Here is an 11,009-nt window from a genome sequence, read left to right on the forward strand (position 1 = left end):
CGTCGGCGTTCGCGATTCCCTCGCCGACGTGCTCCTCGTTGTCGTACATCTGTGCGGTATCGACGTGGCGATACCCTGTTTCGAGCGCCGTCTCGACGGCGCGCCGGCAGTCGGCCGCGTCCGTGTTCCGATACGTCCCGAGACCGAGGCGGTGGAAGTCGCTCACGCCACCGTCTACGTCCGTTCGTCCGAAAACGCTGCGGGCAGCGGCGGCTCTCGCGTCCGCGTTTCGCACCCCGTTCTCGACCCCGTTTCTCTCCTTCCCGCCGTCATCCCTATATCCGATCCGGTCGTTTTTGCGCGTGTATGCCACGACGGAATCCCTTCGACGACATCGACCGGCTGTTCGATCGCCTCAATCGCCAGTTCGAGGACGCGGCTGAGATGCTCGAAGAGGGACAGGGCGACGCGTTCGGCTCTGGATTCGCCGTCGACGTCGAGGACGCGGACGACGAGTTCGTCGTCACCGTCGACCTCCCCGGCTTCGAGAAGGAGGACGTGGACGTCCGCGTGCAGGATCGATCGCTCTCCATCTCCGCCGAGCGGACGGCCGAGAGCGAGGCGACGGACGAGGAGGAGTCGTCGTACATCCGTCGCGAGCGCCACAGCGAATCCTTCTCTCGACGGCTCACGCTCCCGGAGCCAGTCGACACGGACGACGTCTCCGCGACGATGCGGAACGGCGTCCTCACGGTCACGCTCGGGAAGGAGGACGAGTCCGGCGGCCACCGCATCGACGTCGAGTGACGTAACGCCGCCCCCCCTTCTCGTTCCTCCGCCGCTACGCGTCGAGGACGCGCGTGATCCGCGCGTCGGGATCGGGGTGCTCGACCTCGACCCCGTCGAGTCCGGCGACGGCGTCGAGGAACGCGACGCGGTAGCTCGCCGGCCCTGCGTAGTCGCCGAAGTCGCCCTTCGCGGCGGCCTCGCCCGCGACGCCGAACGCGAGCGTGCCGGCGAGCGCGGCCGTCTCCGCGTCGTCGAGCGCCGCGGCGAACACGGCGAGCGTCACGCCGAGCATACAGCCCGTCCCGACGACCGTTCCGAGCATCGCGTCGCCGTTCTCGACCTCGTAGGCCGCATCGGCGCTCGCGACGACGTCCGTCTCACCCGACGCGACGACGACGGCGCCGGTGTCGCGGGCGAGCGCGACGGCCGTCTCCGCGACGTCCGCGTAGTCGCCGACGGACTCGACGCCGCGAACCTCTGCATCCGCGCCCGCGAGCGCCGTTATCTCGCCGTAGTTCCCCTTCACGATCGTCGGATCGAGGTCGGTGACGAGGGCTTCGGCGACGCGATCGCGGGTCGGCGTCGCGCCGACGCCGACGGGATCGACGACGAGCGGGACGCCGTGGTCGTTCGCGGCGTTGCCGGCCGTCAGCATCGCTTCCTCGCCGGCCTCGCTCACGGTGCCCATGTTGAGGAGACAGCCCTGCGCGCCCGCGACCATGTCGCCGACTTCGCGGGCGTCGTCGGACATCACGGGGAGACCGCCCCAGTGGAGGGTGACGTTCGCGACGTCGTTGACGGTGACGGCGTTCGTCACGCAGTTGATGAGCGGCTGTTCGGCGGCGATGCGTTCGAGGCTCTCGGCGACGGTGAAGTCGGTGGTCATCGCGCCCCCCCGACGGCGGCGGCGAGTTCGCGCGTCGCGTCCGCCGGGTCGTCGGCGGCGGTGATCGCGGAGACGACGGCGACGCCGTCCGCGCCAGCCCGGATCACGTCGGGGGCGTTCGCGGCGGTGATACCGCCGATGCCGACGATCGGGACGTCGACGGCGTCCGCGATGGTCGCGACGGCTTCGGTTCCGATCTCCGCGTGCTCCTCGCGGACGTCCTTCGAGTCCGTCGCGTAGACGGCACCGATCCCGAGGTAATCGGCCCCGGCCTGCACGGCGTGTCGCGCGGATTCGACGGACGAGACCGAGCGCCCGACGATCGCGTCGGCACCCAGTATCTCGCGCGCCGCGCTCACGGGCAGGTCCTCGTCGCCGAGGTGGACGCCGTCCGCGTCGACGGCCGCGGCGAGGTCCACGCGGTCGTTGACGAGGTACGTCACGTCGGCGTCGCGCGTCCGCTCGCGCAGCGCGCGCCCGAGATGGTACCGTTCGCGCGCCGTCGTCCCCTTCTCGCGGAGCTGCACGACGTCGACCCCGCCGGCGATAGCGGCCGCGACGACGTCCTCGGTGGCGCGTCCGCGCGATCGGCTCCCCTGCGTGACGAGGTACGTTCCGAACTCGGTATTCACTGGTTGTACCTTATAGTGGTTCGAGAAAAGCGTTCGGGTTCTCGGGCGGCCGCCCCGCGATTCGTTCGAGACGGCAGTTCCGTTCCGAGTCGCCGGCCGCGCGTCGAAACCGCCTTGGTCTCGAACCCGCTAGGTGGTGCGTGCACGATCTGGACGAGACGGATCGCGAGATCCTGCGGCTCCTGCTCGCGGACGCCCGGCGGCCGTACAGCGAGATCGCGGACGCCGTCGGTCTCTCCGGGCCCGCGGTCTCCGAGCGCGTCTCGCGCCTCCGGGAGGCCGGCGTCATCACGCGTTCACGGTGAACGTGGATCGCTCGACGTTCACCGATCGCGTGCCGCTGCTCGTCGACGTCTCGGTCGAACCCGGTCACGCGGTCGACGTCTACGCGGCCCTCCGGGACGCCGACGGCATCCAGCACGTCTACCGGAGCGCGGACGCCCGCGTCGTCGCGCACGTCAGCCTCCCAGACGCGAACGTGGAGTCGTGGCTCGCCGACGCGCTCGACACGTCCGTCGTCGACGGCTACGACGTCAACATCCTCGCGGAGAGCGAGTGGACGAACGATCTCCCGGAGACCGATCTCGCGGTCGCCTGCGCGGAGTGCGGCAACACGGTCACGAACGAGGGCACGACCGCGGTCCTCGGCGGCGAGCGCTATCGCTTCTGCTGTCCGACCTGCGAGGCGCGCTTCACCGAGCGATACGAGCAATTCGCGGGCGACGCGAACGCGGACGTCGACGCCTGAGTGGCCCGCTCCGAGATGTGGGACCGTGACGCGGGACCGCGATAGAGGTCCGCAACGGAGACGCGTCACCGCCTCGAAGCGAGTTCCGTCGCGAAGGTGAGTGGAAACGCGTCCCGGCGCGGCGCGTCAGTCGCCCGTCGATCCACCGTGGCCGCCGTGTTCCTGCGATCCGTGGCTGTCGTGGCCGTGCTCACTGTGATCGTGGCTGTCGTGGCCGTGTCCGCCGTGTCCGCCGTGGCCCATGTCGCCGCCGTCGTCGGTCGCGTGCAGCCAGTAGAGGACGGCGAAGACGATCACCGCGAGCGCGTTCAGAACGGCCTTGTAGTTGAGTTCGACGTGGAGTTCGGTCACGGTCGTCGTCGCGGGGGCGGGGACGAAGGTGATCCCCGTGAGACCGTGCAGGCCGACGAAGACGGCGTGAACGAGGACGCCGGTGACGACCGCGGCGACGAAGATGATCGCGGAGAGGACGGCCGCGAACGTCCCGCCGTAGTACTCCCGATACGCCTCCATGATCGGCGGGATGATGAGGTCCGCGTAGATGTAGGAGAGGACGCCGCCGAAGGGGAGACCCTCCGTGTAGAGTAGCGCGCCGAAGGGGACGTTCCCGACGGAGCAGACGAAGGTGACGACGCCGACGACCGCGCCGAGGACCGCCATCGCGACGACGGTGAGCGCGGGCGAATCCAGCACGCTGGCGCCGAAGAGCGCGGTCCAGACGGACTGGGGGACGAATCCGGCGAGGATGCCAGCGAAGACGAAGCCGAGCGCGATTTCGTCGTAGAGCATCCCCCACTCCTTGTACTGCTTGTCCGCGAGGTCGCGCCACCCCGCGAGCGACGTCGCCTTCTCTCGGATCGTCGTGTTCGCCTCGTCCGGATCCCACGACTCCATGCACGAACGCGAGCAGAAGTAGTAGGTCGTGCCCGCTACGTCGCGGGTGAACGCCGTCTCGTCGGGATCGACGTCCATCCCGCAGTTCGGACAGCTGACGGTGTCGTCGTCCGTCGCGTGCTCGCGGGCGCGTTCGAGGACGTCGTCGGGGACGAGGTAGCGAAAGGCGAGGGCGAGGAGGACGATGAGGACCACTCCGCCGAGGAAGTCCGCGACGACGAACTGCCACCCCAACAGCAGCCAGATGACGAACCCGATCTCGATGACGAGGTTCGTGGAGGCGAACATGAACGCGCCGAGGCTCGCGCCGGCGCTCGCGCCCTTCTTGTAGAGGTTCTTCGCGGTGGCGATCGCGGAGTAGCTACACGAGGAGGAGACGAAGCCGAAGAACGCGCCGAGCGCGAGTTCGCGCGGGCCGTTTCCCGCGAGGTGGTGGGCGATGTCGTCCGAGTCCACCCACGCCTCGACGCCGCCCGCGATGGCGAATCCGAACACGAGCGCCCACCACGTGATCCACGCCATCGCGACGGTCGTCCGGACGGCCTCGATCACCCCGTCGACGAGGAACGCGTCGAGCGGTTTCGTCGTCGTCACCGCGCCGACGACGACGACCAATGCGGCCATTCCGGCGAGTATCAGGTAGTCGCGCGTGTCCATGGCGGTTGTCCGTGTACGGAATCGGTGTGCGTTTCGACCGTCGGCGCGCGAGGTACGCGACGGCGAACGATACCGGAGGCGTTCAGCGAGTACGGGGCGTTACGCCGAGGCCTCGTAGCCCGCTTCGTCGACGGCCGCGACGACGTCCGCGTCGTCCGGTTCGCCCTCGACGACGACGGTGTCGGCCTCGTTGTCCGCGTCAGCGGACTCGACGCCCTCGACGTCGTTGAGCGCCTCCTCGACGGTCTGTTCGCAGTGGCCACACGACATTCCGGTGACGGTGTACGTCTTGCTCATGCCGTGTGAACGGAGGGACCCCTCACTTACGCCGTTTGCGCTTAGCGAAGCGAAGCGGATCGGGTCGCGAACGCCGGACTCCGAAGCGCGCCGGCGGACCGCAGCGGCGGACCCGTCGCCACCGACGCGGACACTACATCGAGCGACACGGGCGCATGGCCCACTCCGCACGCCCGTCTCCGCTCTACACGCTCGTCTCCGACGACACCCCGACACCTAACTCCCGCGACGCCCTTCCTCCACCATGGGCTTTCACACGTTCGACGCCGCGAAGGCCGCGTCCCTCGAAGACGCGGCCGCGCGCTACCGCTACTGCTCGCGCGAGGAACTCCTCGGGGCGCTCGCCCCCGACCCGGACGCGGTCGTCGCCGACCTCGGGAGCGGCACGGGCTTCTACGCCGACGACGTCGCCCCGCACGTCGGGACCCTCCACGCCGTCGACGTCCAACCCGCGATGCACGACTACTACCGCGAGAAACGCGAATCGGGCGTCCCCGCCGACGTCTCGCTCGTCACCGCGGACGTCGCCGACCTCCCGTTCGACGACGACGCCCTCGACGGAGCCTACGGCACCATGACGTTCCACGAGTTCGCGAGCGAGGAGAGCCTCGCCGAACTCGCGCGCGTTCTCGCGGACGGCGCCCGCCTCGCCGTCGTCGACTGGAGCGCCGCGGGCGCGGGCGAGACCGGCCCGCCGCTCTCCGAGCGGTACGACGCCGAGACGGCCGCCGCGATGGTCGCCGACGCCGGATTCGACGTCACTCGCGCCGAGGAGCGCGTCGAGACGTTCGCCGTCACCGCGACCCGCTAACTCACTCGACGTCGACGACTTCGACGTCGAACGTCAGCGTCTCACCCGCCAGCTCCGGGTTGAAGTCGACGCGAACCGTCTCCTCGTCGACGTGCACGACTTCGCCCTGCTGGCCGTTCTGCGCCTGCAGGTACGCGCCCTCCTCGGGCGTCTGGCCGCCCAGCATCTCCCGTAGCTCGTCCGCGTCGAACTCCTGAACCGCCTCCTCGCTCCACTCGCCGTACGCCTCCTCCGGCGGGATTTCGAGCGTGTCCGACTCGTCCGCTTCGAGACCGCGCAGACCGTCCTCCATTCCGTCGATGACCTTGCCCGCGCCGACTTCGACCGTCAGCGGGTCGTAGTCGCGCTCCGGCTGGGCCTCCGCGAGCCCCGCCTCGGCCGCGACGTCCTCGCGCGAGGTGTCGAAGACCGTTCCGTCGTCCAGTCGTCCCGTGTACTCGAACGTGACCGTGTCGCCGTCAGTGATGCTCACACGGGGAAGAGACCCGCCACCCGGATAAGCGATGGTATCGAGACTCGTCGTGCGCAACCTTCGCCGCGATGTAAGTCGTTATGCCGCCGGCCGCCCCGGCCGAGAACGTGACCGACGACGCCGTCGCCGCCATCGAGCGGCTCAAGCACGAGTACTGTTACGCTATCGACGACGGCCGTTACGGCGACTGGGCCGACTGCTTCGCCCCGGACGGCACGTTCGTCATGGACGACGGCACGACCTTCGAGGGCCGCGACGAACTCGAAGCGTTCGGCCGCGACGTCTTCGACGACGCGTACGTCGAGAGCGCACACACCGTCACGAACGCCGTCGTGGACGTGGACGGCGACACCGCCACCGGCCGCTGGTATCTCGCGCTCTACCACGAGACCGCCGACGGCGACAGCGCCGTCCAGCAGGCCAGCTACGCGGACGAATTCCGTCGCGTCGACGGCGAGTGGCGCATCGCGGAGGCGAACGTCACGTACGGCGTTCGCCTGCCGCGCTGAGGCCCCCCTCCCCGATTCGGTGCCGTCCACGTTCCCGATGCCCGTCCGACCCTCTCAGGGGCTGGCCGGATCCAGCGATCGTGGGTCGCCCCGCCCGTCAGGTCCCGCCGAGGACCGGGGCGATCAGCGGCCGAGACCGAAGCGGGTGCGGAGGCGCGTCGAGACGGATTCGACGGCGACGACGAGCGCGAGGATGACGAGTATCGCGGCCATGACGCGGCTGTAGTCGCGAGCTCGGAACCCCATGATGAGCGGATAGCCGATCCCGCCGGCACCGACGATCCCGAGGACGGTGCTCTTGCGGACGTTGAGTTCGAGGTAGAAGAGCGTCCACGCGATGTAGGCGGTCGTCACCTGCGGTAGACGGGCCGCGCTCGTCACCGCGACCGCGGGCGCGCCCGTGGACCGCACCGCCTCGACCGGTTCGGGGTCGATCTCCTCGATCTCGTCGGCGAAGAGTCGGCCGAGGTCGCCGACGGTGCCGACGGCGATGGCGAGCAGGCCCGCGACGGGGCCGAGGCCGGCGAGCACGACGAAGAGGAGCGCGTACACCATGCTCGGGACGGCGCGCACGCCACCGAGGACGAGACGCGTCGGCCCGTGGACCCACCGTGGCGCGACGTTCTCCGCGGCGAGCACGCCCAGACAGAGGGCGAACGGCACGCCGATCGCGGTGCCGACTCCCGCGATAGCGAGCGTCTCCGCGGCCGCGGTCGCGAGCGACGTCCCGTCGGCGCGGAACTGCGCCACCAGTCGGCCGGGCGCGAGCAGTTCGTCGAAGAGCACGCGCGCGAGGTTCCCGCGGTGGGCGTAGAGGTACGCGGGGTCGAGGCCGAGCCAGTGGGCCGTCAGGACGACCGCGGCGAACGCGAGCGCCGCCGCACCGAGTCGGCAGAGGACGCGGCGACGCCACGCCCGCTGGTGTCGCTCGAACTCCTCGGCGACCGTCGGGTCGTCACGCACGGTCGGCTCCCACCCGGTCGTCGCCCCCCGGCGTCTGCTCGTAGACGGCCGTGACGTCCGCGGGATCGACGGCGTCGGCCGCCTCGTCGAGCACGAGTCGCCCGGCGGCCAGCCCGAGATAGCGGTCGGCGACCGCGCTCGCCAAGCCGGGCTGGTGGAGGCTGAGCAGGCCGACGAGGCCGGCGTCGTGGACGACGTCCGCGAGGAGCGAGAGGACGTCGCGCGCGGTCGCCGGGTCGAGGGCGGCGACGGGTTCGTCGGCGAGCACCACTCGCGGCTCCTGATGGAGGGCGCGCGCGATGCCGACCCGCTGGCGCTCCCCGCCCGAGAGCCGATCGACGCGTCGATCGGCCATCCCCGCCAGTCCGACGTCGTGGAGGCGCGCGATCGCCTCCCGCTTCTCCGCGGGCGTTCGCCACCCGAGGACGCCGCGCCACGCCGGTTCGCGCCCGAGCGCGCCGTCGAGGACGTTCGCGAGCGCGCTCTTCCGATCCACGAGTGCGCTCGACTGGAAGACGAGCGCGACGTCGTCGGTTTCGAGCGGCGCGCCGCCGTGACGGATGGCTCCCCCGTCCGGCGTTTCGAGGCCGTTCATGCAGCGGAGGAGCGTCGTCTTCCCCGCGCCGGACCGACCGACGAGCACCGTCAGCTCGCCCGGGCGGAGCGTCACGTCGACGCCGTCGAGCGCGCGCACCCCGTCGTAGCGTTTTTCGAGGCCGTCGACCGCGAGGGCGGGGCCGGCCGCGTCGTCGGTGTCGGCGGCCATCTCGGTCAGCCGTCGTCGAGGTCGCCGAGTTCGACGCCGAGTTCCGTGACGACGTCGCGGACCGGATCGTATCGATCGTCCTCGACGGGACCGAACTTGTCGATCCGGCTGTCTTCGAGACGCGCCTCCGGGGTGTCGAGCAGGCGCGCCTTGATCGCGTCGCGGACCTCGGCCGGCGTGTCGGGCTTCGCGACGATCGGGTCGAACGGGATCGGTTGGCTCTCGGCGACCTTCCGGATGGACGGATCGTCGTCGGGGTGTTGGAAGTCGCCGTACGCGGCGACGTCGACGTGGCCCTCTTGGAGGGCGCGGAGCGAGTCGTCGTGCCCGAACGCCCACTGGATGGTGAAGTCGCCCGGTTCGGTGTCCATCCCGCCGGCGTCGAGACCCGCCTGCGAGAGCATGTATCGGGGGTACATCCCGCCGCTGGTGCTGAGCGGGTCGACCATCGCGATCGTCTTTCCCTCGACGTCCGCCAGCGATTCGATCCCCGTCCCGTCGCGGGTCGCCACGTACGAGCGGTAGAACTCGCGGCCGTGCGACCAGTTGAGGACGAGCGGGTGAATCCCCTCGGACGCCGAGAGGACGTAGGTGACCGGGGAGAGGTTGGCGAGTTCCGTGTGCCCGTTCGTGACGCTCTCGACGACGGCGCTGTAGCTCGTCGTCGGCACGCCTTCGACCGCCGTGACGCCGTCGAGGCCGCTTTCGAGCCACCGGAACGTCGGCCGGTAGTTGGCGAGGAGGTCGTCGGCGTTCTCGAACGGCGGGAGACCGAACTCGATCGACCCGTCGGCCCACGCGCCGACCCCCGTCGCCTCACCGTCGCTCGCGTCGTCGTCGGTGCTCGCCCCGTCGCCACTCGTCCCCCCGAGACAGCCCGCCGCGCCGACGAGGGCAGCGCCCCCGACCGCCCGTACGTACGTTCGTCGCCTCATAATCTTCCGGTTGTACCACCAGCATATAACAATCACGTTACGCCGTCGTCCGGGATCTGTCGTCGAGGACGGTACCAGCACCCACAACACGGTCCGCGTGAGCGGTAGCGAACGCGAGGCCAGACGGACGAGACGTCCCGTGAGGGCGATGAAACCGCCGTGCTCCGTGGAGGAAGCGATTTGGGAACCGCGAGGAACGACGGGTATCCCCCGACATCGCCGACGCGCCCGACGAGCGCGGGCCCCGCCCGAGTTCCGCCGTGGATGTGGACGGCGACGGACCGGTAGACCTCACGCTCCACTACGGGGGACGCCGCTCGCCTTTCCGTCGATCCGAGTGGAGCGAGGACCGACGCTGCTCGCGTGTCGTTCGCTCTCTCTCACTCCCGCTCGCCATTCGGCGGACCCTCACGGTGTTCGGTTCCGCCCTGCTCGCGTGTCGTTCGCTCACGGCTCCGCCGTTCGCCGTCGCCCTATTCGTGCCCGAACACCCGCACCGGCTCGTACGGCTCCTCCAGATACTCGATGTCGGAATCGGAGAGGTCGATCTCGGTCGCCTCGACGGCGTCCTCCAAGTGCTCGACGCTCGTCGTCCCGACGATCGGCGCGGTCACGACCTCCTTGTGGAGGAGCCACGCGAGCGCGATCTGCGCCATCTTCACGTCCTTCTCCGCGGCCAGCTCCTCGACGCGCTCGTTGATCTCGATGCCGCCGCCCTCGAAGTACGGCGTGTCGAAGGTGTCGGCCTCCTCTTCGCCGCGCGTCGTCGCCCGCGACTCCTCGTGCGGGCGCGTCAACTGCCCGCCCGCCATCGGACTCCACGGGATGACGCCGATCCCCTCCGTCTCGCAGAGCGGCAGCATCTCGCGCTCCTCCTCCCGATACGCGAGATTGTAGAGGTTCTGCATCGTCGCGAACGACTCGAGACCCTCGCGTTCGCTGACCCGCAGGGCCTCCGCGAACTGGTGCGCCCACATCGAGGACGCGCCGACGTGTCGCACCTGCCCGCGCCGCACCGCGTCGTCGAGCGCGCGCAGCGTCGTCTCGATCGGCGTTCCGGGGTCCCAGCGGTGGATCTGGTAGAGATCGAGGGTGTCCATTCCCAGCCGATCGAGGGAGTTCGCCAGCTCCTGCTCGATCGTCTTCCGCGAGAGCCCGCCCGCGTTCGGATGCGGGTCCTCCTCCGCGGGGAAGAAGACCTTCGACGCCACCACCTGCTCGTCGCGCTCGTAGTCGTCGAGCACGTCGCCGAGGATCTCCTCGCTTTCGCCGTTCGAGTACGTGTTCGCCGTGTCGAAGAAGTTGATCCCGAGGTCGATCGCGCGCTCGATGACCTCGCGGGACTCGTCCTCGCCGAGCATCCACTCGCTCCCGCTCCCGAAGCTCATGCAGCCCAGACACAGCTCGCTGACCTCGATCCCCGTCCTCCCGAGTGTCGTGTACTCCATGCGTGCCACTGCTCACGGCACCCGGAAGTAGGTTCAGGTCGCGGCACGGCGCGCAGGGACACACCCGACACCGAGTGAAATAGCGACGTCGACTACCGCGATCGGGCGTCCAGCCGTGATTCCGAAGTCACTCGGTGTGAGGAGTGTCGCCGCTCGCGACCTCCCCCCGTCTCACCGATCCGAGACACACCGCGCACCGAGTGAAATAGCGACGTCGATCACTACGATCGGACCTCCGGCTATGATCCCGAAGTCACTCGGT

Annotated in this window: 15 protein-coding genes; 5 read left to right on the top strand and 10 right to left on the bottom strand. The window is 69.8% G+C overall.

Translation table 11 applies throughout. The features are described from left to right. On the bottom strand, window positions 1-166 hold a 166-nt coding region (locus AOZ13_RS11770; protein WP_199897071.1), incomplete at its 3' end, for an aldo/keto reductase. 140 nt (window positions 167-306) lie between these two features. Between AOZ13_RS11770 and AOZ13_RS11775 the strand changes: the two genes are divergently transcribed. Next, window positions 307-747, top strand: coding sequence for an Hsp20/alpha crystallin family protein (locus AOZ13_RS11775; RefSeq protein ID WP_021780672.1), 441 nt, complete (start codon window positions 307-309; stop codon window positions 745-747). Between the two features lie 34 nt (window positions 748-781). On the opposite strand, the gene thiM is transcribed toward AOZ13_RS11775, so the two are convergent. Together thiM and thiE are read right to left on the bottom strand one after the other, a co-directional pair. After that, window positions 782-1,615, bottom strand: coding sequence for a hydroxyethylthiazole kinase (thiM, locus tag AOZ13_RS11780; protein WP_021780673.1), 834 nt, complete (start codon window positions 1,613-1,615; stop codon window positions 782-784). Beyond that, entirely contained in the window at window positions 1,612-2,247 is a 636-nt protein-coding gene (thiE, locus tag AOZ13_RS11785) for a thiamine phosphate synthase (protein ID WP_021780674.1), read from the bottom strand. The genes thiM and thiE overlap by 4 nt, the downstream gene beginning before the upstream one ends. Window positions 2,248-2,387: 140 nt before the next feature. Here thiE and AOZ13_RS15525 point away from each other — a divergent pair, with 140 nt between their 5' ends. Further along, window positions 2,388-2,552, top strand: a complete 165-nt coding sequence (locus AOZ13_RS15525; protein ID WP_324603265.1) for an Lrp/AsnC family transcriptional regulator — start codon at window positions 2,388-2,390, stop codon at window positions 2,550-2,552. Beyond that, window positions 2,549-2,995: an eL24 family ribosomal protein gene (locus AOZ13_RS11790; protein WP_324603266.1), complete on the top strand. Its 447-nt coding sequence runs from the start codon at window positions 2,549-2,551 to the stop codon at window positions 2,993-2,995. Before AOZ13_RS15525 ends, AOZ13_RS11790 begins: the two co-directional genes overlap by 4 nt. A gap of 126 nt (window positions 2,996-3,121) precedes the next feature. On the opposite strand, the gene AOZ13_RS11795 is transcribed toward AOZ13_RS11790, so the two are convergent. Both AOZ13_RS11795 and AOZ13_RS11800 read right to left on the bottom strand, forming a co-directional pair. Then, entirely contained in the window at window positions 3,122-4,546 is a 1,425-nt protein-coding gene (locus tag AOZ13_RS11795; protein ID WP_020222343.1) for a permease, read from the bottom strand. Between the two features lie 99 nt (window positions 4,547-4,645). Beyond that, window positions 4,646-4,843, bottom strand: coding sequence for a heavy-metal-associated domain-containing protein (locus tag AOZ13_RS11800; protein WP_021780675.1), 198 nt, complete (start codon window positions 4,841-4,843; stop codon window positions 4,646-4,648). A 244-nt stretch (window positions 4,844-5,087) separates the two neighbouring features. On the opposite strand from AOZ13_RS11800, the gene AOZ13_RS11805 reads away from it, so the two are divergent. Beyond that, complete coding sequence (locus tag AOZ13_RS11805; protein ID WP_021780676.1) at window positions 5,088-5,654, top strand: class I SAM-dependent methyltransferase; 567 nt, start codon at window positions 5,088-5,090, stop codon at window positions 5,652-5,654. A 1-nt stretch (window position 5,655) separates the two neighbouring features. Here AOZ13_RS11805 and AOZ13_RS11810 read toward each other — a convergent pair whose 3' ends face one another. After that, complete coding sequence (locus AOZ13_RS11810) at window positions 5,656-6,126, bottom strand: FKBP-type peptidyl-prolyl cis-trans isomerase (protein ID WP_020222635.1); 471 nt, start codon at window positions 6,124-6,126, stop codon at window positions 5,656-5,658. Window positions 6,127-6,233: 107 nt separating this feature from the next. Between AOZ13_RS11810 and AOZ13_RS11815 the strand changes: the two genes are divergently transcribed. Beyond that, entirely contained in the window at window positions 6,234-6,635 is a 402-nt protein-coding gene (locus AOZ13_RS11815; protein ID WP_159101050.1) for a nuclear transport factor 2 family protein, read from the top strand. A gap of 123 nt (window positions 6,636-6,758) precedes the next feature. Here the strand turns inward: AOZ13_RS11815 and phnE are convergent, their stop codons facing one another. The 4 genes from phnE to AOZ13_RS11835 all read right to left on the bottom strand — a co-directional run bounded on the left by phnE (window position 6,759) and on the right by AOZ13_RS11835 (window position 10,747). Then, on the bottom strand, window positions 6,759-7,598 hold the full coding sequence (gene phnE / locus AOZ13_RS11820; RefSeq protein WP_020222633.1) for a phosphonate ABC transporter, permease protein PhnE: 840 nt from the start codon (window positions 7,596-7,598) through the stop codon (window positions 6,759-6,761). Next, a complete protein-coding gene (locus AOZ13_RS11825) occupies window positions 7,591-8,364 on the bottom strand; it encodes a phosphonate ABC transporter ATP-binding protein (protein WP_021780677.1) in 774 nt (257 codons plus the stop codon). Before AOZ13_RS11825 ends, phnE begins: the two co-directional genes overlap by 8 nt. 5 nt (window positions 8,365-8,369) lie before the next feature. Then, a complete protein-coding gene (locus tag AOZ13_RS11830) occupies window positions 8,370-9,299 on the bottom strand; it encodes a phosphate/phosphite/phosphonate ABC transporter substrate-binding protein (RefSeq protein WP_021780678.1) in 930 nt (309 codons plus the stop codon). A 473-nt stretch (window positions 9,300-9,772) separates the two neighbouring features. Next, window positions 9,773-10,747: an aldo/keto reductase gene (locus AOZ13_RS11835; protein ID WP_021780679.1), complete on the bottom strand. Its 975-nt coding sequence runs from the start codon at window positions 10,745-10,747 to the stop codon at window positions 9,773-9,775. Window positions 10,748-11,009 lie beyond the last annotated feature (262 nt).

This window comes from Halarchaeum acidiphilum MH1-52-1 (assembly GCF_000474235.1).
Lineage (GTDB): Archaea > Halobacteriota > Halobacteria > Halobacteriales > Halobacteriaceae > Halarchaeum > Halarchaeum acidiphilum.

Excerpts from the sequence above, each read along its gene's own strand:
- AOZ13_RS11775 (WP_021780672.1), top strand. The coding sequence starts at position 307 with ATGCCACGACGGAATCCCTTCGACGACATCGACCGGCTGTTCGATCGC.
- thiM (WP_021780673.1), bottom strand. The coding sequence starts at position 1,615 with ATGACCACCGACTTCACCGTCGCCGAGAGCCTCGAACGCATCGCCGCC.
- AOZ13_RS11795 (WP_020222343.1), bottom strand. The coding sequence starts at position 4,546 with ATGGACACGCGCGACTACCTGATACTCGCCGGAATGGCCGCATTGGTC.
- AOZ13_RS11800 (WP_021780675.1), bottom strand. The coding sequence starts at position 4,843 with ATGAGCAAGACGTACACCGTCACCGGAATGTCGTGTGGCCACTGCGAA.
- AOZ13_RS11805 (WP_021780676.1), top strand. The coding sequence starts at position 5,088 with ATGGGCTTTCACACGTTCGACGCCGCGAAGGCCGCGTCCCTCGAAGAC.
- AOZ13_RS11825 (WP_021780677.1), bottom strand. The coding sequence starts at position 8,364 with ATGGCCGCCGACACCGACGACGCGGCCGGCCCCGCCCTCGCGGTCGAC.
- AOZ13_RS11830 (WP_021780678.1), bottom strand. The coding sequence starts at position 9,299 with ATGAGGCGACGAACGTACGTACGGGCGGTCGGGGGCGCTGCCCTCGTC.
- AOZ13_RS11835 (WP_021780679.1), bottom strand. The coding sequence starts at position 10,747 with ATGGAGTACACGACACTCGGGAGGACGGGGATCGAGGTCAGCGAGCTG.